General features: G+C 68.6%; 19 protein-coding genes. 1 reads left to right on the top strand and 18 read right to left on the bottom strand.

Translation table 11 applies throughout. From position 1 onward, the window contains the following. Positions 1-14: 14 nt before the first annotated feature. The 14 genes from recN to ftsW form a co-directional block, all read right to left on the bottom strand. Positions 15-1,664, bottom strand: coding sequence for a DNA repair protein RecN (gene recN / locus JF290_RS00520; protein ID WP_199022757.1), 1,650 nt, complete (start codon positions 1,662-1,664; stop codon positions 15-17). Positions 1,665-1,703: 39 nt separating this feature from the next. Further along, positions 1,704-2,546: an outer membrane protein assembly factor BamD gene (locus JF290_RS00515; RefSeq protein WP_199022756.1), complete on the bottom strand. Its 843-nt coding sequence runs from the start codon at positions 2,544-2,546 to the stop codon at positions 1,704-1,706. Positions 2,547-2,667: 121 nt separating this feature from the next. Continuing rightward, on the bottom strand, positions 2,668-3,588 hold the full coding sequence (lpxC, locus tag JF290_RS00510; RefSeq protein ID WP_199022755.1) for a UDP-3-O-acyl-N-acetylglucosamine deacetylase: 921 nt from the start codon (positions 3,586-3,588) through the stop codon (positions 2,668-2,670). 209 nt (positions 3,589-3,797) lie between these two features. Then, on the bottom strand, positions 3,798-5,417 hold the full coding sequence (gene ftsZ, locus JF290_RS00505; RefSeq protein ID WP_199022754.1) for a cell division protein FtsZ: 1,620 nt from the start codon (positions 5,415-5,417) through the stop codon (positions 3,798-3,800). Between the two features lie 365 nt (positions 5,418-5,782). Then, entirely contained in the window at positions 5,783-7,117 is a 1,335-nt protein-coding gene (gene ftsA / locus JF290_RS00500) for a cell division protein FtsA (RefSeq protein WP_199022753.1), read from the bottom strand. Position 7,118: 1 nt separating this feature from the next. Beyond that, positions 7,119-7,934, bottom strand: coding sequence for a cell division protein FtsQ/DivIB (locus JF290_RS00495; RefSeq protein WP_199023214.1), 816 nt, complete (start codon positions 7,932-7,934; stop codon positions 7,119-7,121). A 44-nt stretch (positions 7,935-7,978) separates the two neighbouring features. Beyond that, positions 7,979-8,899, bottom strand: a complete 921-nt coding sequence (locus tag JF290_RS00490; protein WP_199022752.1) for a D-alanine--D-alanine ligase — start codon at positions 8,897-8,899, stop codon at positions 7,979-7,981. Between the two features lie 108 nt (positions 8,900-9,007). Then, positions 9,008-9,946 (bottom strand): UDP-N-acetylmuramate dehydrogenase, encoded by a 939-nt coding sequence (gene murB / locus JF290_RS00485; RefSeq protein WP_199022751.1) that lies wholly within the window; start codon positions 9,944-9,946, stop codon positions 9,008-9,010. Further along, the gene (locus JF290_RS00480; RefSeq protein WP_199022750.1) at positions 9,943-10,239 is read right to left on the bottom strand and encodes a hypothetical protein; all 297 of its coding nucleotides are present in this window, start codon (positions 10,237-10,239) and stop codon (positions 9,943-9,945) included. Before JF290_RS00480 ends, murB begins: the two co-directional genes overlap by 4 nt. 28 nt (positions 10,240-10,267) lie before the next feature. Beyond that, positions 10,268-10,534 carry a DUF2484 family protein gene (locus JF290_RS00475; RefSeq protein ID WP_199022749.1) on the bottom strand — a complete coding sequence of 89 codons (267 nt, stop codon included), beginning with the start codon at positions 10,532-10,534 and terminating at the stop codon, positions 10,268-10,270. 34 nt (positions 10,535-10,568) lie between these two features. Then, complete coding sequence (locus JF290_RS00470; RefSeq protein ID WP_199022748.1) at positions 10,569-11,756, bottom strand: APC family permease; 1,188 nt, start codon at positions 11,754-11,756, stop codon at positions 10,569-10,571. Positions 11,757-11,762: 6 nt separating this feature from the next. Continuing rightward, positions 11,763-13,160: a UDP-N-acetylmuramate--L-alanine ligase gene (gene murC / locus JF290_RS00465; RefSeq protein WP_199023213.1), complete on the bottom strand. Its 1,398-nt coding sequence runs from the start codon at positions 13,158-13,160 to the stop codon at positions 11,763-11,765. A gap of 24 nt (positions 13,161-13,184) precedes the next feature. Further along, positions 13,185-14,279, bottom strand: coding sequence for a UDP-N-acetylglucosamine--N-acetylmuramyl-(pentapeptide) pyrophosphoryl-undecaprenol N-acetylglucosamine transferase (locus JF290_RS00460; protein WP_199022747.1), 1,095 nt, complete (start codon positions 14,277-14,279; stop codon positions 13,185-13,187). Then, positions 14,276-15,442, bottom strand: a complete 1,167-nt coding sequence (gene ftsW, locus JF290_RS00455) for a putative lipid II flippase FtsW (RefSeq protein ID WP_199022746.1) — start codon at positions 15,440-15,442, stop codon at positions 14,276-14,278. Before ftsW ends, JF290_RS00460 begins: the two co-directional genes overlap by 4 nt. A gap of 126 nt (positions 15,443-15,568) precedes the next feature. On the opposite strand from ftsW, the gene JF290_RS00450 reads away from it, so the two are divergent. Continuing rightward, entirely contained in the window at positions 15,569-16,747 is a 1,179-nt protein-coding gene (locus JF290_RS00450; RefSeq protein WP_199022745.1) for a BaiN/RdsA family NAD(P)/FAD-dependent oxidoreductase, read from the top strand. An 82-nt stretch (positions 16,748-16,829) separates the two neighbouring features. Here JF290_RS00450 and murD read toward each other — a convergent pair whose 3' ends face one another. The 4 genes from murD to JF290_RS00430 all read right to left on the bottom strand — a co-directional run bounded on the left by murD (position 16,830) and on the right by JF290_RS00430 (position 22,330). Then, positions 16,830-18,230 carry a UDP-N-acetylmuramoyl-L-alanine--D-glutamate ligase gene (gene murD / locus JF290_RS00445; RefSeq protein ID WP_199022744.1) on the bottom strand — a complete coding sequence of 467 codons (1,401 nt, stop codon included), beginning with the start codon at positions 18,228-18,230 and terminating at the stop codon, positions 16,830-16,832. Between the two features lie 94 nt (positions 18,231-18,324). After that, positions 18,325-19,407 carry a phospho-N-acetylmuramoyl-pentapeptide-transferase gene (gene mraY, locus JF290_RS00440; protein WP_199022743.1) on the bottom strand — a complete coding sequence of 361 codons (1,083 nt, stop codon included), beginning with the start codon at positions 19,405-19,407 and terminating at the stop codon, positions 18,325-18,327. Positions 19,408-19,418: 11 nt separating this feature from the next. Beyond that, positions 19,419-20,840 (bottom strand): UDP-N-acetylmuramoyl-tripeptide--D-alanyl-D-alanine ligase, encoded by a 1,422-nt coding sequence (locus JF290_RS00435; RefSeq protein ID WP_199022742.1) that lies wholly within the window; start codon positions 20,838-20,840, stop codon positions 19,419-19,421. Further along, positions 20,837-22,330, bottom strand: a complete 1,494-nt coding sequence (locus JF290_RS00430; protein ID WP_199022741.1) for a UDP-N-acetylmuramoyl-L-alanyl-D-glutamate--2,6-diaminopimelate ligase — start codon at positions 22,328-22,330, stop codon at positions 20,837-20,839. Before JF290_RS00430 ends, JF290_RS00435 begins: the two co-directional genes overlap by 4 nt. Positions 22,331-22,340 lie beyond the last annotated feature (10 nt).

The following is a 22,340-nucleotide window of genomic DNA, read 5'->3' as shown; positions in this document are numbered from 1 at the left end:
CCCGCGCGTGTCGATCAGCCCGTCAGGAGTTTGCGCGCGGCGGCGCGGGCCTCGTCCGTGAGGGTGTCGCCGGCGAGCATGCGGGCGATTTCGTCGACACGGTCGGCCGCGTCCAGCGGCACCACATCGGTCAGGGTCGCCCCCCCGGTCACCTGTTTCTGAACCCGCCAGTGATGCGCGCCACGGGCGGCCACCTGCGGCGAGTGGGTGACGACCAGCACCTGGCCGTTCCGCGCAAGATCGGCCAGCCGACGCCCGACCGCGTCGGCGGTGGCGCCTCCGACGCCTCGGTCGATCTCGTCGAAGATCATGGTGAGACCGCTGTCCTCCCCGGTGAGGCAGACCTTGAGCGCCAGCAGAAAGCGGCTGAGTTCGCCGCCGGAGGCGATCTTGTTGAGCGGGCCCGACGGCGCGCCCGGGTTGGTGGCGACGGTGAAGGTCGCGGTATCGCGCCCGTCCGGACCGGGATCCGCCGGGCTGAGCACGGTCTGGAACACCGCGCGTTCCATTCTGAGCGGAGCGAGTTCGGCCGTCACGGCGGCATCGAGCGCGGTAGCGGCCCGGGCCCGGGCCGCCGACAGCGCGTCGGCGGCGCTGTCATAGGTCGCCTGCGCGGTGCGCAGCGCGACCTGCTGCTGCGCCAGATCGGCATCGCCGCCATCGAGGGCCGCGAGGCGGTCGCGCAGGCCGTCCGCGAAACCGGCGAGATCGTCCGGCGCCGTGTCGTGCTTGCGCGCCTGGGCGCGGATGGCGAACAGCCGTTCCTCGGTCGCCTCGAGGTCGGACGGATCGAAATCGAGCGCCTCCAGGCTGGCTTCGACGCCGGACTGCGCTTCTCCCAGTTCGATCAGCGCCCGATTGAGCGCGGCGAGGGGGGCATCGAGCGTGCCATCGGCCCGGTCGGCGACTCCGTCGAGCCAGCGCAGCGCATCGCCCATCGCGCCCTCGGCCCCGTCGCTGCCCAGCAGCTGGAAGGCGCGCACCACGTCGTCGCGGATCCGCGCCGCCCCCTGCATGCTGCGGCGGCGGGCATCCAGTTCGGCATCTTCGCCCGGTTGCGGGTCGAGCGCGTCAAGTTCGGCGACGGCATGGCGCAGGAAGTCCTCCTCCTGACGCAGGGCGGACAGCGCGGCCTCGGTCGCCGCGACGGCCTTTCGCGCGGCATTGAGCCCGGACCACGCCGCGCGGGTCGCGCTGCGCAGCGGGTCGAGGTCGCCATAGGCGTCGAGCAGCGCCCGGTGACCGCGCGGGTCGAGCAGGCCGCGATCGTCGTGCTGTCCGTGCAGTTCCACGAGCGTGTCGGACAGCGACCGCAACACTTCGCCCGAACAACGCCGGTCATTGACCCAGGCGGTCTTGCGCCCGTCGACGGAATTGACGCGCCGCAGGATCAGTTCGGACCCGCCCGGCAAACCGGCCTCCTCCAGAACCGCGTGCGCCGGGTGGCCTTCGGGCAGGTCGAACACGGCCACGACCTCGCCCTGCTCTGCCCCCTGCCGCACCAGGTCGGCACGCCCGCGCCATCCCAGTACGAACCCCAGCGATTCGAGCAGGATCGACTTGCCGGCACCGGTCTCGCCGGTCAGCACGTTCAGGCCCGGCTGAAACGCCAGGTCGAGTCGGTCGATGATGAGAACGTCGCGAATATCAAGAGCGCGCAGCATGAATGCCATCCGGTAAGCGGGAGGCCCCGCCGGAGCGGGTTAGAGCCACCGGCCCTGGATCGATTGACGGTAGATGCTGCTGAGCCAGTTGTCGCCACGCGCCCCGGGTTCGAGCCCCTGGTTGGTCAGCAGGCGATAGGCGTCCTCGTACCATTCCGAGGAGCGGTAGTTGTAGCCCAGGATCGCACCGGCGGTCTGCGCATCGTCGGTCAGGCCCAGCGACAGGTACGCCTCGATCAGGCGATAAAGCGCCTCGGCGGTGTGGCTGGTGGTCTGGAAATCCTCGACCACGACGCGGAAGCGGTTGATCGCGGCGGTGTAGTGCTGACGCTTGAGATAGTAGCGCCCGATCTCCATCTCCTTGCCTGCCAGATGGTCGAAGGCGAGGTCGAACTTGAGGATCGCCGAGGTGGCGTATTCGCTGTCGGGATAGACCTCGATCACCGTGCGCAGCGCCTGCAGCGCCTGGAAGGTCAGGCCCTGGTCGCGGCCGACCTCGTCGATCTGGTCGTAATAGGACAGCGCGAGCAGGTATTGCGCATAGGCGGCGTCCTGGTCGGCCGGGTAGAAATCGATGAACCGCTGCGCGGCGGCGCGGCTGTTGGGATAGTCCTTGTCCTGGTGATGGGCGAAGGCCTGCATGATGAGCGCCCGCTTGGCCCAGGACGAATAGGGATAGAGCCGTTCGATCTCGGAGAAATACCAGGCCGCGTCGTCCTCGTTGCCATTGGCGAGATCGTACTCGCCGCGCTCGAAGATCTGCTCGGGGGTATAGGCTTCGAGCGACTCGGTCCGGTCGGCGCCGGTGCCTCCACACGCCGCCAGAACGGACAGGAGAAGAACGGTACCGATGACTCTGGCCCGGGACTTGCCGCCGATCATGTTTGACTAACCTCGTCGCCTGTGTGGGGTGGCCCCCGCTTTGATGGTCGGTCTAGCACAATAGTTTCGGGTGCAAAACGCCTTTAAGCCCGCTGCGACACAGGGTGTGCGGCAGACCCAGTCATGCCACCTGCGGGATTTCGGACCAGACAAGGCCCTGCCCCGGAAGGCGGGCGGCCTTTTCGCCGTCGCAGGTCACGAACCGGAACGCGCCGGGGGTGGCGAAGAGGGCGCGCAGCAGCGTGTTGGTCAGCGAGTGGCCGGCGCGTTCGCCGACATAGCGGCCCAGAATCGGCCCACCGGCCAGCGCGAGGTCGCCGAGCGCGTCGAGCATCTTGTGGCGCACGGCCTCGTCCGCGTGGCGGAACCCGCCCGGGCTGAGCACCTTTGCGCCATCGACGACGACCGCGTTGTCGAGTGTGCCGCCGAGCGCGAGCCCGTGTTCATGCATCGCGTCCACATCCGCCTGGCGGCAGAAGGTGCGGCTGTCACAGAGTTCGCGCGCGAAAGCGCCGTTGCGCAGGTCGAGCCGCTTGGACTGTCGGCCGATCGCGGCATCCTCGAAATCGATATGGAATTCGATCTCGAAGCTGTCGGACGGCAGAAGGCTGGCCCGCGCGCCGTCCTTTTCGACGGTCACCGGCTTCAGGATCTCGATCGCGACGGCCGGCGCGGCCTGGGGCTGCACGCCGCGTGCCATGATGCCGCGCACGAAGGGGGCGGAAGAGCCGTCGAGGATCGGAACCTCGGGACCGTCGATGTCGACCAGAGCGTTGGTGACGCCACATCCGGCGAGTGCGGCCATCACGTGCTCGACCGTCGAGACGGTCGCGCCGGCGGAATTCTCGAGCCGGGTGCAGAGCGGGGTACGGTCGACATTGTCCCAACGGGCCGGGATCAGCGCGTTGCCCAATTCGATGTCCGTGCGGCGGAACTGGATTCCGAAGCCGGTGCGCGCCGGGCGCAGGACCATCGTCGCCGGCGCACCGCTGTGCAGACCGACGCCAACGAACGTCACGGGAGCTTTGAGCGTATTTTGCACAACATGCCTCTACTGCCATTCCAACCTCGTCCGGGCTGGCGTGAATTCAGTTAAGCGGCGTCCGGCAATGTCTCAACTCAATCTTTGCAACCGTTTGAAACATGGATGTAACAGATCGGCGAAACCCCGCCGCGGAAAGCTCAAGGCATTGTTTTCAAATGAAAAGGGGCCGCCCATGGGCGACCCCTTCCAGTCAGATTGTGACCGCTTCAGTTGGCCTGGCGGCGCAAAAACGCGGGGATTTCGATGCGGTCCTGATCGCCCTGGGCCTCGCTGTCGCGATGTTCCGCTACGTCACTGTGACGCATCGGCGGCTGCTGGCGAACGGTTTGTGCGCCGCGTTCGGAGGGCGTGTCAGCCGCATGGCCGGTCATCCGGTTGATCAGGGAGTTCACGCTGAAGCGGGGTTTCTCGCCCCCGGCGTGGGCGTGGCCCTGGGGTGCGCGGGCGCCGCCGGCGTTGGGCACGTTGCGCACCGCATGCTGCAGACGAACCAGCGTTTCGGGCGACGGCGTGCCCGGTGCGGGCGCGCGCGGTGCGACGAACTGCTCGGGCTCGGCCTCGAGCGTCTCTTCGGGCTGCGGTTCGAAATGCGGCATCTCGGGCTGGTAGGCCGGCGGCGGCAGGCCGTCATCCTCGTCGCGGGTTTCGTACTCGGGCTCGCGCGCGGTGTCGGACTGCGCGAACGCCGCGTCCTGCATCCCCGGGAAGAGCGTCGGCTCCTCCGCGGTCATGGCGACCTCGGCCACGGCGGGCTCGGGCTGGCGCTGCTGGTCTTCCTCGCGTGCGTCCTCGACCGAAACGGTCTGGCGCAGCGGAGCGGACATCGAACGGCGCGGCACCGGGATGTCGGCGTTGACATCGACCGCGTCGATGCCGGTGGCGACGACGCTGACGCGCATGAAGCCGGCCATATCGGTGTCGAGCGTCGAGCCGACGATGATGTTGGCTTCGGGGTCCACCTTCTCGCGGATCACGTTGGCGGCTTCGTCCAGTTCGAACAGGGTCAGATCGTGTCCGCCGGTGATGTTGATCAGGACGCCCTTGGCGCCGTTGAGGCTGATTTCGTCCAGCAGCGGGTTGGCAATGGCCTTCTCGGCGGCCTGCTTGGCGCGATCCTCGCCCTCGGCCTCGCCGGTGCCCATCATCGCCTTGCCCATCTCGTCCATCACCGCGCGCACGTCGGCGAAGTCGAGGTTGATGAGGCCCGGACGCACCATGAGGTCGGTCACGCCCTTCACGCCCTGGTAGAGCACGTCATCGGCCATCGAGAACGCTTCGGTGAAGGTGGTCTTCTCGTTGGCGAGGCGGAACAGGTTCTGGTTCGGGATGATGATGAGCGTGTCGACGACCTTCTGCAGCGCGTCGACCCCGTCTTCGGCCTGACGCATCCGCTTGGCGCCCTCGAACTGGAACGGCTTGGTCACGACGCCCACGGTCAGCACGCCCAGTTCACGCGCGGCCTGCGCGATGATCGGGGCGGCCCCGGTGCCGGTGCCGCCGCCCATGCCAGCGGTGATGAAGCACATATGCGCGCCGGCGAGGTGATCGACGATCTCCTCGATGCTTTCCTCGGCCGCCGCCGCGCCGACACTGGCCCGCGCGCCCGCGCCGAGCCCTTCGGTGACCTTGACGCCCAGCTGCACCCGGTTGGCCGAGGCGCTTTGCTGCAGTGCCTGTGCATCGGTGTTGGCGACCACGAACTCGACCCCGTCGAGCTGCTTTTCGATCATGTTGTTGACCGCGTTGCCGCCCGCGCCCCCGACACCGAACACGGTGATCCGAGGTTTCAAGTCGTCCTGTCCGGGAATCGAAAGGTTCAGAGTCATGGAATGTCCGCCTGTGCTGCCTGCCCGCGTTTCCGGGCGTTCTTGTCACTCAATTGCTTCAATAGTAACGGCGCTGACTGCGGGCGTCATCAAAAAAACGGCAAATTACCACAAAATATGGCGAAAAATCGGCTTCAGCCGGCAGGATTTCGCCAAACTCCCCTTATATAGCGGGATTCGAAAGGGCAGACACAAGACGCACCCGGTCGCACGCCGTGAAACGGGCGCGCGGCGCACCGGTTCGACCGGCTTGATCCTGATGTCCGGGGGTCTGCTCGATCCCCTTTTGCGCCCCTTTCTTGCGGGAGCTTTGAGCGTTGCCTAGCATGACGCGCGCGGGCTGTCACCAGCCCATGGCGCGCCCGTCACCAATTGTCCCGGAACCACTTGACCGCGCGCTTGAACGACCGCGCCGGGTAGCGATCGACCGGGATTTCGAAATCCCACCATTCATCCTGCGGATGCGCCGCGAACAGCGACAGGCCCACAGCGCTGGCAAAGCCGGGACCGGTCGCGGCCTGGGGCAGGCCATGCACGCGCAGCGGCCGGCCGAGCCGCACCTGCTGCCCGAGGATACGGCTGGCCAACCCGTCCAGTCCCGGGATCTGGCTGCCGCCGCCGGTCAGCACGATCTGCTGGCTGGGCAGGTGTTCGAACCCGGCCGCGTCGAGCCGCGCGCGCACCTCCTCGAGGATCTCCTCGACGCGCGGGCGCATGATGCCGATCAGCTCGGCCCGGCTGACCCTGCGGCGATCATGTTCATAGTCGCCGGTGTCGCCGCCGATCTCGATCATCTCGCGATCGTCCATGCCGGTGGCGTGCACCCCGCCATAGAAAGTCTTGATCCGTTCGGCGTTGGCGGTCGGAATCGCCAGCCCCATGGAAATGTCCGCCGTGACGTGGTCGCCGCCCATGCGCACGCAATCGGCAAAGATCATGTGCTTCTTCATGAAGATCGACACGCCGGTCGAGCCGCCGCCAAGATCGACACAGGCCGCGCCCAGTTCCTGTTCGTCCTCGACCAGCGCCGAGATGCCCGAGGCATAGGAGGAACTGGCGATGCCGGCCAGTTCCAGGTCGCAGCGCTTGACGCAATGCACGAGGTTCTGCACCGCGACCGCGTCCACCGTCAGCATGTGCATGTCCACCGACAGGTCCTGGCCGAGCTGGCCGCGCGGGTCGGACAGGCCGGACCGGTTGTCGAGCGCGAAATTCACAGGTTGGGCATGCAGCACCTCGCGGCCCGCGCCGTAGTCGGGCACATCGCAGGAGGCCAGCACGCGGGCGACCTCGTGTTCGGTGACCACCTGCCCTTCGAGCTCGATCTGCGCGTCGAGCCCGTAGCTGCGCGGATTGGCGCCCGAAAAACAGGCGATGACGTGATCGACGCGGATGTCGGCCATCTTCTGCGCCGCCTGCACCGCGGTGCGGATGGCGCGTTCGGTCTCCTGCATCGCGGTGATCTCGCCGAATTGCACCCCGCGCGAGCGGGTGGTGGCGGCGCCGATGACGCGAAAGCCCGATTGCCCCGCCAGCGATCCGATCGAGTTGTCCTCGCTCAGCCGCCCGATGCCGTCGAAACGCAGCACCAGGCAGGCTGTCTTGGAGCTGCCCACATCGAGGATCGCGACGACGCCCCTTTGCATCGCCTGCTGCCGCATCTGCCGCATCGCCCGTTGTGTGTGGTAGAAATCCGCCATTTCATTGCCCGCTTTCTTTGATGTCCCGGATGCGCCACCAGTTCTGCACGGCATCCGGTGTCATTCTGAGGGTCGGCCGCTCGGCCAGCCGCATGTCGACCACGGCCACGTCACGTTCCAGCATGTCCTGCGCCTCGCTCAGCGCGATCACGCGTTCCAGCGCGCGCACCGGATCGTCCGGCGGCAGCAGGATGCGCTGATCGCGGGTCAGCACCACGTCCCAGCGGCGTTCGCCGATCCGCACCAAGCCGCGCAGCCGCTCTTTCAACGGCGCGGCCGCGGCGAAGAGCTCAAGCGCCTCCGCCACCGCGAACTGGGCGCCGTCGCCCGCGATCAGCGGCAGGTCCGGGCGGCTCTTGCGGTCCTCGATCTGGTAGATCCGGGCGCCGGATTCATCGAGAATGCGGATGCCGTCGCGGGTGCGCCAGACCACGACCGGCTGGCGTTCGGCCACGTCGACCTGCAACACGCCGCCCGGACGGATCCGCACCGAGACCGACTTCACCGGGTCGAGCACGGCGATGGCGGACCGGATGGACTCGAGGTCGAGATCGAAGGAACTGATCGGGAAGTCCAGCGGCACGGCGGCGCGGATCGCGTCCGACAGGTCGGCGCTGGCGCCGTCGATGGCCATGACGCCGACCAGGAACTCGGGCCGCTGCTCAAGGCTCTCGCGCAGATCGACGGCCTGCTGCACAAGCGCGCCGCGGCGGTCCGCATCGGCGAGGTAGCTGCCGGCGGCGGCGACGACCAGCGCCAGCGGCATCCCGACCCGCAGCCCCAGCCGGATGCCCGGCGTCAGCATCCAGCGCTGCATCCGGTAGCGCAGGCGCGAGGGGGCGGGGTCGCGGGACACGGGGTTCACCGATTGCACGAGGCGTCCTCCACCATCCAGCGGCAGAGCGCCCCGAAGCCGATTCCGACCGCCTCGGCCTGCTCGGGCGAGAGCGAGGTCGGAGTCATGCCCGGCTGGGTGTTGGTTTCAAGCAGGATCAGCCCCGCGGCGCCGCGGCTTTCGTCCCAGCGGAAATCGGTGCGGCTGACGCCCCGGCATCCCAGCGCCGCGTGGGCGCGCAGGGCATAGTCCATGCAGAGGTCGAAAATCTCGTCCGGGATGTCGGCGGGAACGACATGGCGCGAGCCGCCGGGCTTGTACTTGGCGTCGTAGTCATACCAGCCGTCGGTCAGGATGTCGGTCACGGTCAAGGCGCGGTCCCGCATCACCGTCGTGGTCATCTCGCGCCCCGGCGCGAAGGTCTCGACCATCACCTCGGCGGGCATGTCCTCCGAGAGCTTCGGCGGCCCGTTGGCGGCCTCGTTCACGAGGTACACGCCGACGCTCGAACCTTCGTTGTTCGGCTTGACCACGTAGGGCGGCGGCAGCACATGCGCGGCCATGACCTCTTCCCTGGGACGGATCACGCTGTCGACCACCGGCAGCCCCGCGGCGCGGAACGCGGCCTTGCTGCGCTGCTTGTCCATCGCCAGCGCCGAGGACAGAACGCCCGAGTGGGTATAGGGGATGCGCAGCCATTCCAGCAGGCCCTGCACGCAGCCATCCTCGCCCCAGCGGCCATGCAACGCGTTGAAGACCACGTCGGGCGCCAGCGCGCGCAGGCGGTCGCAAAGGTCCGCGCCCGCGTCCAGTTCGGTGACTTCAAATCCTTCGCCCCGCAGTGCAGCGGCGCATTCGCGTCCGCTGGACAGGGAGACCTCGCGCTCGGCCGAGGGCCCGCCCATCAATACCGCCACTGTCCGGGGGGTCCTGCTCGACTGACCCACGACATGTGCCTCGATGTTTTCCGGACCTTATTGATTGGTCCGTGTCATTCATGGTCCCTTTTGCGCACCACGCCCGTGTTTTTTGCCTGTTCGGGTCGCGGTAAAGGGTTAACGTTCATCCGCGGGTTCGCCCACCCGCATGATTTCCCACTCTAGCGTGATCCCACTGGAATCGTAAACCTTTTTTCGCACCTCTTCGCCCAGACCTTCGAGATCGGCGGCCGTCGCGCCGCCCGCGTTGATGAGGAAGTTGCTGTGCTTCTCGCTCATCTGCGCGCCACCCCGGCGCGCCCCGCGCAGGCCGGCCTCGTCGATCAGTTTCCAGGCCTTGAGATCGTGCACGTCATCGGCCCGCCCGGTGCTGGAAAACCCGGCCGGGTTGCGGAAGGTCGATCCGGCGCTGCGGTCCCTGGTCGGCTGGGTCTCGTCGCGGCGGCGCAGTTGCGCGTCCATCCGGGCGTGCAGCTCCGCCGGATCGCCCGCCGGGCCGCGCAGCGTCGCCTCGATCAGCACCGCGCCCTCGGGCAGGTCGGACTGGCGATAGCGCAGGTTCAGATCAGCCGGTGTCAGGGTCACGATCTCGCCCCGCCGCGTGACCGCGCGGGCCGAGACCAGCACATCGGCGAGATAGGTGCCGTAGCAGCCCGCGTTCATCCGCACCGCGCCGCCGATGCTGCCGGGAATGGTGCGCAGAAAGGTCAGGTCGATCCCCGCATCGGCTGCCTTGCGCGCCACATGGGCATCCAGCGCGGCGGCGCCGGCGGTGACGGTATCGCCCGCGATGTCGATCGCGTTGAACCCGCGCCCCAGACGGATCACGACACCGCGCAGCCCCCCGTCGCGGACGATCAGGTTGGACCCCACGCCGATCGGAAAGACCGCGACCTCCGGGGAAAGCGCGACCAGCGCCTGCGCCAGGTCCTCGGCATCGGCGGGCTGAAAGAGCCAGTCCGCCGGTCCGCCGACGCGCAGCCAGGTCAGTTCCGACAAGGGCTTGCCCGGGCTCAGCCGGCCGCGCACGGCAAGCGTTCCGGGCGCACCGCTCACGGCCGCTGCGCCCGGCCGCGCAGGGCGCGCCCGCCCAGCGTGCCCATGACAACGGTGAAGAGCGCCGGGAAGATGCCGCCCGTCAGCCAGACAAAGGGACCGAAGGCCGATTCGGCCTCGGCCTCGGGAATCGCGGCAAGGCGCACGATCAGCACCAGCGCGGCCAGGCACAGCAGGATCGGCAGTGCCCAGAGCCAGCGACCGGTCAGGAACCGCCCGGCCAGAAGGCCGGCAATGGCGCCCAGGATCATGGCGGTGAGAGGCAGGTAGGCGATGGTTCCGGCGACGTCCATTCGGGTCTCCAATGTCTGATGGCGGGGATCAGTCCCGCGCCGTGGTCTTGTCCTGCAACTGGCGCTTTGTCCAGCGGCCGAGGTAGATCAGCGGCCAGCGCAGCACCGACATTCCGGCCAGCAGGGCCGCCAGCCCGATCCACGGTCCGTTCTCATAGGTGACATAGCCCAGAATTGGAATACCGACGACGATCAGCGCATAGGCGCGGCGCCAGTGGTTGTCCCGGCTGGGCAGCATCGCGAGCAGGTTGGCGATCAGCGCCCAGAGCGCGGCGAGGATCAGCGACAGCGACATGGAGTCTCCTTGGAAGCAACGGGGGCGCACCGCATCAGGCCAGCCCCGCCAACGCGACGGACAGGGCCGCCAGGGACAGCACCAGCCCGGCGACCGGCACGCTCATGGGCACCCGGAAAGGGGCATCGGGCGCGCGCCGTTTCTGCAGGATCAACGCGAGGTTCACCAGCACGAACACGCCGAGCAGGATCGAGGACGTGGTCTCGGCCAGCGTCGCGAAAGGCACGAAGAGCGCGCCCAGCACCACCGCGGCCCCCAGCAGCAGCGTGGCCAGCACCGGGGTTCCGAACCGCGGGCTGGCGTGGTGAAACACCGCCAGCGCGGGGGTGCGGCGGCCGAGGCCGAAGAGAACCCGGCTGGCCATGACGATCTGTGCCAGAACCCCGTTCAGCGCGGCGAAGACCGCGATGGCCGACAGGAAGGCCCCGTTGCCGCCGCGCGCGGTGCTCCAGACCAGCGCCAGGGGGCTTTCGCTCGCCACGAGCTGGCCCAGCGGCACGGCGCGCACCGCCGCCAGCGCGACCAGCGCATAGATCACCGTGGTGATCGCCAGCGAGAGCAGGATGGCCAGCGGCAGGGTGCGGGACGGGCGGCTGGTCTCCTCGGCCATGTTGACGATGTCCTCGAACCCGATGAAGGCGAAGAAGGCCAGCACGGCGCCGAGCGTGACACCGCTCCACACGATCCCGGTCGGGGCGGCCCAGTCGGGACTCGGCGCGGCCCCCAGGCCCGCCCAGATCACCAGCACGAGGCCCGAGAGTTCGATCACGGTGAACACCGCGACCAGGGCGAGGCTTTCGAGAACGCCGAACACCGCGACCGCCGTCAACGCGGCGCCGAGGACAAGGATCGCCAGCGTCGGATCGATCGCGATGGCATGGGTCAGATAGCCGACCCCGCCGCGCAGCACCGCGCCCGCCGACAGCGTGCCGGCGGCGACGATGGCGAGCCCGACGATCAGCGCCATGGCCTGGCTGTTCAGGCCCTGCCCCACAAAGGCGGCCTCGCCCGCCGCTTCGGGCAGGCGTGTCGAATATTCGGCATAGCTCAGCGCGGTCGGCGCGGCGATCAGACCCGCCAGCAGGAAGGACAGCGGGGCATGGACCCCCGCATCGCCGACCACGGCCCCGACCAGCACGTAGATGCCGGCCCCGACCATGACACCGACCCCATACGCGGTGAGCAGAGCCGGGCCGATGCGTCGCTTGAGCCGCTCTGCCATCAGGTATCAGCCCCTCAGCCGCTCCGGCAGGGCGTTCGCCCAGGCGCTGATGGTGCCGGCGCCGAGGCAGACCACCATGTCGCCGGGCTTGGCCTGTTCGCGCACCAGCCGTTCGAGATCGTCCTCGGACATGATGGCGCGGGCATGGCGGTGACCGTGGCGGATCAGCCCTGCCACCAGGTCGTCGCGCGTGGCCCCCTCGATCGGGTCCTCGCCGGCAGAGAAGACCTCGGCGATGGCGACCACGTCGGCATCGTTGAAGCAGGCGCAGAAATCATCGAACAGGCTGTGCAGGCGGGTGTAGCGATGCGGCTGGTGCACCGCGATCACGCGGCCCTCGGAGGCCTGCCGCGCCGCCTTGAGCACGGCGGCGATTTCCACGGGGTGGTGGCCGTAATCGTCGATGATGGTGACGCCATCGACCTCGCCCACCTTGGTGAAGCGCCGGTTGACGCCACCGAAATTGGCCAGCGCGGTGCGGATCTCGTCGGTCTTCATGCCCAGGTGCCGCGCCACCGCGACGGCCGACAGGGCGTTGGAGACGTTGTGATCGCCGGGCATCGGCAGGCTGCAGCCCTCGATCACCTTGTCCTCGGCCTGCAACTGGATGTCGAAATGCGCGACCCCCTTGCTGTAGGTCAGGTTCACCGCGCGCACATCGGCCTGGGCGTTGAAGCCGTAGGTGACGACGCGGCGGTCGGTGATGCGCCCGACCAGCGCCTGCACCTCGGGGTGATCGGTGCAGCAGACGGCCAGCCCGTAGAACGGGATGTTGCTGACGAAATCGTGGAAGCCCGCGCGCAGTTTCTCGAAATCGCCCCAATGTTCCATGTGCTCGGGGTCGATATTGGTCACGATGGCGATGGTCGCGGGCAGCCGGTTGAAGGTGCCGTCGCTCTCGTCCGCCTCGACCACCATCCATTCGCCCTGCCCCATGCGCGCGTTCGAGCCGTAGGCATGGATGATGCCGCCGTTGATCACGGTCGGGTCGAAATGCCCCGCCACCATCAACTCCGCCATCATCGTCGTCGTCGTGGTCTTGCCGTGGGTTCCCGCCACCGCGATGTTGGACTTCAGCCGCATCAGCTCGGCCAGCATCTCGGCCCGGCGCACGACCGGCAGGCCACGCTTGCGCGCCTCGTCCAGCTCCGGGTTGCCGCACTTGATGGCCGAGGAAATCACCACGACCTCGGCCGCGCCCAGGTTTTCGGCGGCCTGCCCGACGAAGATCTCGGCCCCCAGATGGGCCAGGCGCTCGGTGATCTTGCTGGCCTTCAGGTCGCTGCCCTGCACGGTATAGCCGTGGTTGATCAGCACTTCGGCGATGCCCGACATGCCGATGCCGCCGATTCCGACGAAATGGATCGGGCCCACATCCAGGGGCAGTTTTGTCGCGGCATTCATAAGGGGGCTTCCATCCATCATGGGTCAGTCGGTCCTTTCGGCCAATTCCTTGACAAGGGCAACAAGACGCTGTGTCGCGTCGGGGATACCCGCGGACAGCGCGGCGGCGCTCATCTGCTGGGCCGCGTCCGGATTGCCGAGGACGGCGGCCATTTGCGCCGCGAGGGCGGACACGTCAAGCGCTTTTTCCGGAACGAGGATCGCCGCGCCGGCCTCGACCAGACCGCGCGCATTGGCGGTCTGGTGATCGCCGGCGGCGGCGGCATAGGGGATCAGGATCGACGGACGCCCGATCACGGTGAGATCGGCGATCGAACTGGCGCCGGCGCGGCTGATGACCAGCTGCGCTTCGCTCATCCGGCGCGGCACGTCGTGAAAGAAGGGTTGAACCTCCGCCGAGATGCCCGCCGCGGCATAGGACTCGGAGACGCGGTCCATGTCCTCGGGGCGGGCCTGGTGGCTGACCCGCAGGTGGATGCGGATCGCGTCGGGCAAGGCCGCGACGGCGGCCGGCACCACGTCCGACAGGATGCGCGCGCCCTGGCTGCCGCCCATCACCAGCAGCGACATCGGGTAGTCGCCCGGCGGAATGTACGAGGCCCCGGCCCGGTCCAGAACCGCGGCGCGCACCGGGTTTCCGACGTGGATGCCATTGGCGTCCTCGGGCAGATCGGTGGGCCAGACGCCGCAGGCGACGCAGGCGACGCGCGGCGCGAACAGCTGGTTGACCCGGCCCAACACGCCGTTCTGTTCGTGGATCATCCGCGGGTGTTTCAGCAACACCGCCGCGCCAAGCGCCGGAATCGACGGATAGCCCCCGAATCCAACAACCACCGCGGGCCGGTCGCGCCGCATCTGGCGCGCCATTCCCAGAACGCCCGCGGCGATGCGCGGGGCGACCATCGCCTTGGACACCAGCCCGCCGCGCGCGAATGTCGCGCTCGACACCTCGGTGATCTCGGTCGAATGGGGAAAGCCACCGGTATAGCGCGCCCCGCGCGCATCCGTCGAGAGGCGCACCCGCCAGCCCTCGTGCAGCATCGCCTCGGCCAGCGCCTGGGCCGGGAACATGTGCCCCCCGGTGCCGCCCGCGGCCATCAGCAACAGCGGCTGGTTCATCGCCCGCGGCCCCTCAACAGGTCGGCGAATTCACCCTGCGGGCGGCTGCGGGTCATCGCCAGCAGCATCCCGACCGCGATGCCCCCGGCGATGAGGGACGAGCCGCCATAGCTGACGAACGGCAAGGTCATGCCCTTGGCCGGCAACAGCCGCACGGCGACGCCCATGTTGATCATCGCCTGGACCCCGAAGATGCAGGCCAGCCCGGTGCCCGCAAGACGGATGAACGGATCTCGCTCGCGCATAAGACGGAACAGCGACCGCACCACGATGCTCGCATAAAGCGCGATGATGATGAGAACGAGGACCAGCCCGTATTCCTCGGCCGCCACGGCGACGATGAAATCCGTGTGCGCATCGGGCAGCGACCACTTGACCTGCCCCTCGCCGACACCGACGCCGAACAGCCCACCCTCGCGGATCGCGTTGGTGGCATAGCCAAGCTGCGTCGTCGGATCGACATCCGGCGACAGGAACCCGTCGATGCGGCGCGCGAAATGCTCCGAGTTGGAATAGGCCAGCGTGCCGCCCAGCACCACCAGCCCGGCCATTCCGACCAGCAGCACCATCGGCGCGCCCGCGACGAAATACATCACGCCCCAGCCGAACAGGATCAGGCAGGCCTGCCCGAAATCCGGCTGCAGCACCAGCATCGCCACGATCGCCATGCACAGCGCGAATGACCAGGTCCGCCCCGGCGGACCGTTGATCTCCTGGCTCGCGGCCATCAGCCAAGCCGAGACCACGATGAAGCCGGGCTTGAGGAATTCCGACGGCTGCACCGAGGCGAAGCCCAGCGAATACCAGCGCACGGCGCCCTTGCCGAAATCGGTCCCGAAGACCGGCAGAAAGGCCATCGCGACGAACGCGCCCAGAAAGCCCAGCACCGACAGGCGGCGCACCAGCGTCGGCGACATCATCGAGGTCACCAGCATGGCCATCAGCGCCGCGGTGCCGAAAACCGCCTGCCGCGTGACGTAGTGGAACGGTTCCAGCCCGTTGCGCGCCGCCAGCGGCGGGCTCGCCGCCAACCCCAGCAGGAGGCCGATGACGAAGAGCATCAGAACGCAGGACATCGACCACTTGTCGAGCGTGCGCCACCATTTGGGAAGAATAGGTTCGCCGCCCCGTTCCGGGACCGCGCCATACACCATTTCAGTCATGGTTTACCGCCGTTTTGCCTCTGCTCGCCCCTTTGCGGGGTCTGTGATGCGAGGCTACAGCAAAAACCGCGCTCAGGCCAGCGTCTTTGACTTGCGTTCGGCCGCAATCCGCGCCACCCGGACGCAATGGAGTATCGCACGATCATCCTCGGTGCCGGGGCCGCCGGCCTGATGTGCGCCGCCCATGCCGGGCCGGGCACGCTGGTGATCGACCATGCCCGCGCCCCGGGCGAAAAGATCCGCATCTCGGGCGGCGGGCGCTGCAACTTCACCAACCTTCACGCGGGGCCCGAGAATTTTCTCTCGGGAAACCCGCATTTCGCGAAATCGGCGCTCGCCCGCTATACGCAATGGGATTTCATCGACCTCGTCGACCGCCACCGCATCGCCTGGCACGAAAAGACCCTGGGGCAGCTGTTCTGCGACGGCTCGGCGAAACAGGTCGTCTCTATGCTGTTGGCCGAGATCGACCGCGCCGGCGCCGACCTGTGGCTGCAGACGACGCTGCGCGATTTTCGCAAGACCGACAGCGGCTTCTCGCTCGAACTCGACCGCGAAGGCCGGCGTGTGACCGCAAGCTGCCGCAATCTCGTGCTCGCCACCGGCGGCAAGTCGATCCCGAAGATGGGCGCCACCGGCCTCGCCTACGAGATCGCGGAACGCTTCGGCCTCGCGCTCACCGAAACCCGCCCGGCGCTGGTGCCCCTCACCTTCCCCGAAGGCCGCTTCGCCGCGCTCTCCGGCCTGTCGCTTCCGGTCCGCCTGTCCAACACCCGCGCAAGCTTCGAGGAGGCGCTGCTGTTCACCCATCGCGGCCTCTCCGGTCCCGCGGTGCTGCAGCTTTCCTCCTACTGGCGCGAAGGCGAGGACATCACGGTCGACCTGACGCCCGGCTTGCCGCTGGCCCGGTCCTTGCGCGCGCAACGCCAGCGCGAAGGCCGCCGCCGGCTTTCGACCGAACTCGCCCGCCACCTGCCTGCCCGCCTGGTCGATCACCTCTCGGACACGCTCGATCTCTCCGGCCGCCTCGCCGATCAACCCGACGCGGTCCTCGAAGCACTGGCCGAGACGCTCTCGGCCTGGTCCCTCACCCCCTCGGGCAGCGAGGGCTACCGCACCGCCGAAGTCACCCTCGGCGGCATCGACACCGCCGCCCTCTCCTCGCGCTCGATGGAGGCACGCCAGATCCCCGGCCTCTTCGCGATCGGCGAAGCCGTCGACGTGACCGGCTGGCTCGGCGGCTACAACTTCCAATGGGCCTGGTCCTCGGGCCACGCCGCGGGCACCGAACTCGCCAGCCGATGACTCCGCGCCGAGACCACCACCGCTTCATCTTCGCCACAATACTCCGGGGGAGTCCGCCGCAGGCGGACGGGGGCAGCGCCCCCTATCTGTCCAGCCGCTGCCTGACCCGCGCGGTGAAATCGTCGCCGCGCTGCTCGAAATTGTCATACTGGTCGAAACTCGCCGCCGCCGGAGCCAGCAGCACCGTGTCGCCCGGCGCGGCCTCGCTCATCGCCCGGGCCACGGCTTCGTCCATCGTGCCGCAGATCTCTGTCGGTACGTTCAGCTGGACCGCGAAGCCGGCTGCCTCGCGCCCGATCACATAGGCTTTCAGAACCGATCCTGTCGCCGCCGCGAGCCCGGCCAGCCCGCCCTCCTTTTCCAACCCGCCGCAGATCCAGCGGATGTTCGGAAAAGCGCTCAGCGCCTTGGCGGCACTGTCGACATTTGTCGCCTTGCTGTCGTTGACGTAGAGCACCCCGCCCGCCTGCGCGACGATCTGGCTGCGATGCGGCAGCCCGGGATAGCTCCTGAACCCCGCCTCGATCACGCGGGGCGCGAGGCCGAGCGCGCGGCAGGTCGCATAGGCGCAGCAGGCGTTCTGGTGATTGTGCACGCCGGGCAACCCGGTGATCGGGCGCAGATCGATCGACGCCGCCTGCCGCCCCTTGCGCATCTCGACGAGAAACCCCTTGCGCGCGACCACCGACCAGCCCGGGCCGGTGAGCTTGCCCGCGACCGAGACCCGGATCACCCGGTCGTCGGCCGGCCCCTCGGCCATCTGACCGGCCAGGAAGCGGCCCTCGGGTTCGTCCACCCCGATCACCGCGCGGTCGGGACCGCCCTCGGAGAAGAGACGCCGCTTGGCCGCGAAATAACCGCCCATGCCGCCATGCCGGTCCAGGTGGTCGGGCGACAGGTTGGTGAAGACCGCGATGTCCGGAGTCAACGCTCGGGCCAGTTCGGTCTGGTAGCTGCTGAGCTCCAGCACCACCACCTCGCCGTCGACGGCCGGCTCGATATCCAGCACCCCGCGCCCGATATTGCCCGCCAGTTGCGCCGGGCGATGCGCGCAGGTGAGGATGTGATGAATCAAGGCCGAGGTCGTGGACTTGCCGTTGGACCCGGTCACCGCGACGATCCGGGGCGTCGTGTCGAACCCGTCCCAATCGGCCGTCGCGAAGGAGCGGAAGAAGAGCCCGATATCGTTGTCGACGGGCACCCCGGCGGCCAGGGCCGCCGTAACCACCGGGTTGGGCGCGGGATAGAGGTGCGGGATCCCCGGCGACAGCAGCAGGAAGGCGACCTCGTCAAAGGCGCCATCGCGGCGCAGGTCGGTGCAGGCGAAGCCCTCGGCCTCGGCGCGGGTGCGGGCGTCGGGGTTGTCGTCCCAGCAGAGCGGGTCCGCCCCGCCCGCGCGCAGGCTGCGCGCCGCGGCGAGGCCCGAGCGGCCCAGACCCAGCAGGGCGACGCGGGCGCCGTCGACCCCGCGCGCCGGAATCATGGCCGGACCCGGCGGGGGCGCTGCCCCCGTCCGCCTACGGCGGACTCCCCCGGAGTATTTCTCCGAAGATGAAACGGCGGGAGCGCCGGCGCCATCAGCGCACCTTGAGCGTCGCCAGACCGATCATCGCGAGGATCAGCGAGATGATCCAGAAGCGGATGACGATGGTCGGCTCGGCCCAGCCCTTCTTTTCGTAGTGGTGGTGGATCGGGGCCATCAGGAAGACGCGTTTTCCCGTCGATTTGAAATAGAGCACCTGGACGATCACGCTGAGGGCTTCGACGACGAAGAGTCCCCCGACGATGGCCAGCACCAGTTCGTGCTTGGTGACGATGGCGATGGCCCCGAGCGCGCCGCCGAGCGCGAGGCTGCCGGTGTCGCCCATGAAGACGGCCGCGGGCGGCGCATTGTACCAGAGAAACCCGAGGCCGCCGCCGAACAGCGCGGCGGTGAAGATCAGGATTTCCCCGGTTCCCGGCACGTAGTGGACGTCGAGATATTCGGTGAAGTCGACCCGCCCGACCGCGTAGGCGATGACACCGAGGGTGGACGCCGCGATCATCACCGGCATGATCGCCAGCCCGTCGAGCCCGTCCGTGAGGTTCACCGCGTTGGCGGCGCCGACGATCACGCAGACCGAGAACGGGATGTAGAAATAGCCGAGATTGATCAGCGTGTCCTTGAACACCGGCAGCGCGAGTTGGCCCTGCAGCTCCGGCGGGTGAAACTCCGCCGCCCAGTAGGCCGCGATCACGGCGATCAGGATCCCGAGCGCCAGGCGCAGCTTGCCGGGCACGCCCGACGTGTTCTGCTTGCTGACCTTGGCGTAATCGTCGGCGAAGCCGATGATCGCGAAGCTGAGCGTGACGAACAGCACCAGCCAGACGAAGGGATTGTCGAGTCGCGCCCAGAGCAGGGTCGCGGTGACCAGCGCCCCGACGATCAGCAATCCGCCCATCGTCGGCGTTCCGGCCTTGACGAAGTGCCCCTCGGGCCCGTCGTCGCGGATCGGCTGGCCTTTTCCCTGCCGCCGGCGCAGCACCTCGATCAGCGGCTTGCCGAACAGGAAGCCGAAGATCAGGGCGGTCAGGAAGGCGCCCCCGGCGCGGAAGGTGATATAGCGGAAGAGGTTGAACACATCCCCCCCGTCCGACAGCGCCGTCAACCAGTAGAGCATGTCAGCGGGTCCTACTCATCATCTTGTGTCACGGGTTCGTGTTCGGCATGGCCCATTTTGCGGATCGCGTCAACGACCGGGCCGAGGTTCATGCTGAGCGAGGCCTTGACCAGAACCGCGTCGCCGCCATGCAGGCGGCCGCGCAGCGCGGCCGGCACATCGTCGCTTTGGGCGTGCCAGCCGGCGCGCTTGTCCGCCGGCAGGGCCGCGTGAAGCGCCCGCATCAGCGGCCCGACACAATAGACGCGGTCTATCGCGTCCATCGCCGGCAGTTCGGCCAGGGCGGCGTGCAGCGCTTCGGCATCGGGGCCCAGTTCCTTCATGTCGCCGAGGATCGCAATCCGGCGGCCGGACTCGACCGGGGTCGCGGCCAGCACGTCGAGCGCGGCGGACATCGAGGTCGGGTTGGCGTTGTAGGAATCATCCAGCAGCGTCAGCGCGAGGCCGACGACGGGATCGAGCACGATTCGCTCGCGCACCCCGCGCCCCTTGTAGGGCGACCAGCGCCCGAGGCTGATCGCGGCCAGCGCCGGGTCTGCGCCCAGCGCCGCACAGGCGGCCAGCGCGCCGAGCCCGTTCATCGCGAAATGCTGCCCGGCGGTCGCGATCTTGAAGATCACCTCCTGCCCGTCGACCTCGGCGCGGGCGACGGTGGCGTCGCCCCGGACGGTCACGTCGCGCAGCCGGTAGTCGCGCGCCTTGCGTCCGAAGCCGATGGCTTTGGCGCCGACCGCGCGGGCCTTGTCGAACAGGATCGTGCTTTGCGCGATATCGGCGTTGAGGATCGCGGTGCCGCCGGCTTCCAGACCGTCCAGGATCGACGCCTTTTCGACGGCGATTCCCTCGATCGACTCGAAGGCCTCGAGATGGGCGGCGGCGACGGTGGTGATCATCGCCACGTGCGGGCGCGCCATCCGGGCCAGCGGCGCGATCTCGCCCGGGTGGTTCATGCCGATCTCGATCACCGCGAAATCGGTCTCCTGCGGCATCCGGGCCAGCGTCAGCGGCACGCCCCAATGGTTGTTGTAACTGGCGACACTGGCATGGGCGCTGCCCTGATCGCCCAGCATCCGGGCCAGCATTTCCTTGGTCGAGGTCTTGCCGACACTGCCGGTGACGGCGACCACGCGGGCGCCGGTGCGGGCGCGTCCGGCCCGGCCGAGCGCTTCGAGCGCGGCCTGCACGTCGGGCACCAGCAGCAGCGGCGCATCGGCCGGCAGGCCCTCGGGGACGCGGCTGACGAGCGCGGCCGCCGCACCCGTCCGAAGCGCGCCGGCGACGAACTCATGACCATCGCGCGCGGCCGTCAGCGCCACGAACAGGTCGCCGGGCTGCAGGGTGCGGGTGTCGATCGACACGCCGGTCGCACTCCAGTCGCCCGTGCTGCGCCCGCCGGTGGCCTTTTCGGCCTCGGCCGCGGTCCAGAGCGTCATGCGAACCTCCCGTCGAGCGCGGCGACGGCCACGCTGGCCTGTTCCACATCGTCGAACGGCAGGATGTCGTCGCCGACGATCTGGCCGGTCTCGTGTCCCTTGCCCGCGATCAGCAGCGCGTCTCCGGGGCCGAGCGCATCGACGCCGCGCAGGATCGCCTCGGCCCGGTCGCCGACTTCGGTCGCGTCCGGTGCGCCCTCGCGCACGGCGGCGCGGATCAGGGCCGGGTTCTCGCTGCGCGGGTTGTCGTCGGTCACAATCACCAGGTCGGCGTTCTCGGCCGCGGCCCGCCCCATCAGCGGGCGCTTTTTCGCATCCCGGTCGCCCCCGGCGCCGATCACCGCGATCAGGCGGCCCATCACATGCGGGCGCAAAGCGGCCAGCGCGGTGGCAATGGCGTCGGGCGTGTGGGCGAAATCGACGAAGACCGCCGCGCCATTGGCGCGCGTGGCCGCCAGCTGCATCCGCCCGCGCACGGTGACGAGATCGGGCAGGGTCTCGAACACCGCCTCGGGCGCGTCGCCGCAGGCAATGGCGAGGCCGCAGGCCAACAGCACGTTCTCGGCCTGAAAGCCCCCGATCAGGTTCAACCGCGCCTGGTAGGCGCGCTCGTCATGCACGAAGCGCAGATCCTGTCCCGTGGCATCGAAGCGCTGCGCCATCAGGCTGATGTCGCCAAGCCCGCGCCCGATGGTGATCACCCGCTGGCCGCGTGCGGCGGCGATAGCGCGCATCTCGGGGCCGCGCGCATCGTCGAGGTTGATGACCGCGGTGCCCTCCGGCGGGAGCACGCGGCGGAACAGCCCGGCCTTGGCCGCGAAATAGGCTTCGAACGTGTCGTGATAGTCGAGGTGATCCTGCGAGAAATTGCTGAAGCCGGCCGCGGTCAGGTGGACACCGTCGAGGCGGCACTGGTCGAGCCCATGGCTCGACGCTTCCATCGCCGCGTGGGTGATGCCATGCGCCGCCGCCCGCGCCAGGGTGCGATGCAGGGTGATCGGCTCGGGCGTGGTATGGGCCAGCGGTGCGGCCCAGGCACCCTCGACCCCGGTGGTGCCCAGATTGACCGCCGCATGGCCCAGTTCGATCCAGATCTGGCGCAGGAAACTGGCGATCGAGGTCTTGCCGTTGGTGCCGGTGACCGCCGCCATGATGGCGGGCTGCGCGCCGAACCACAGCGCCGCGGTGAAGGCCAGCGCCTGGCGCGGCGTCTCGCTCACGACCAGAGCCGCGTCCGAGGCCACCAGTTCGGCTTCCGCCAAGGCGGCGCCTTCCTCGTCGGTCAGGATCGCGGCCGCGCCCATGCGCAGGGCGTACTGGATGAACTCGCCGCCGTGTACCTTGCTGCCCGGCAGCGCGGCGAAGAGAAATCCCTCGCGCACGTCGCGGCTGTCCACCGCGATCCCGGTGATCACCGGGTCGGCACCGCCACGCGCGGTCAATGCAAGCTGGCTGAGTGACTTGGCCACCGGAGAATCAGCGCTGCTCATGTGACCATCC

The organism is Sedimentitalea arenosa (assembly GCF_016428585.1).
Lineage (GTDB): Bacteria > Pseudomonadota > Alphaproteobacteria > Rhodobacterales > Rhodobacteraceae > Sedimentitalea > Sedimentitalea arenosa.
The sequence above is the reverse complement of the archived record's forward strand: the minus strand, read 5'-3'. Positions and strand labels throughout refer to the sequence as shown.

Coding starts and splice junctions, on each gene's coding strand:
- JF290_RS00430 (WP_199022741.1), bottom strand. CDS start 22,330: ATGAGCAGCGCTGATTCTCCGGTGGCCAAGTCACTCAGCCAGCTTGCA.
- mraY (WP_199022743.1), bottom strand. CDS start 19,407: ATGCTCTACTGGTTGACGGCGCTGTCGGACGGGGGGGATGTGTTCAAC.
- murD (WP_199022744.1), bottom strand. CDS start 18,230: ATGATTCCGGCGCGCGGGGTCGACGGCGCCCGCGTCGCCCTGCTGGGT.
- recN (WP_199022757.1), bottom strand. CDS start 1,664: ATGCTGCGCGCTCTTGATATTCGCGACGTTCTCATCATCGACCGACTC.
- JF290_RS00435 (WP_199022742.1), bottom strand. CDS start 20,840: ATGACGCTCTGGACCGCGGCCGAGGCCGAAAAGGCCACCGGCGGGCGC.
- JF290_RS00475 (WP_199022749.1), bottom strand. CDS start 10,534: ATGTCGCTGTCGCTGATCCTCGCCGCGCTCTGGGCGCTGATCGCCAAC.
- JF290_RS00515 (WP_199022756.1), bottom strand. CDS start 2,546: ATGATCGGCGGCAAGTCCCGGGCCAGAGTCATCGGTACCGTTCTTCTC.
- ftsW (WP_199022746.1), bottom strand. CDS start 15,442: ATGACTGAAATGGTGTATGGCGCGGTCCCGGAACGGGGCGGCGAACCT.
- murC (WP_199023213.1), bottom strand. CDS start 13,160: ATGAATGCCGCGACAAAACTGCCCCTGGATGTGGGCCCGATCCATTTC.
- ftsZ (WP_199022754.1), bottom strand. CDS start 5,417: ATGACTCTGAACCTTTCGATTCCCGGACAGGACGACTTGAAACCTCGG.
- ftsA (WP_199022753.1), bottom strand. CDS start 7,117: ATGGCGGATTTCTACCACACACAACGGGCGATGCGGCAGATGCGGCAG.
- JF290_RS00495 (WP_199023214.1), bottom strand. CDS start 7,934: ATGCAGCGCTGGATGCTGACGCCGGGCATCCGGCTGGGGCTGCGGGTC.
- JF290_RS00460 (WP_199022747.1), bottom strand. CDS start 14,279: ATGAACCAGCCGCTGTTGCTGATGGCCGCGGGCGGCACCGGGGGGCAC.
- JF290_RS00450 (WP_199022745.1), top strand. CDS start 15,569: ATGGAGTATCGCACGATCATCCTCGGTGCCGGGGCCGCCGGCCTGATG.
- JF290_RS00480 (WP_199022750.1), bottom strand. CDS start 10,239: ATGGACGTCGCCGGAACCATCGCCTACCTGCCTCTCACCGCCATGATC.
- JF290_RS00470 (WP_199022748.1), bottom strand. CDS start 11,756: ATGGCAGAGCGGCTCAAGCGACGCATCGGCCCGGCTCTGCTCACCGCG.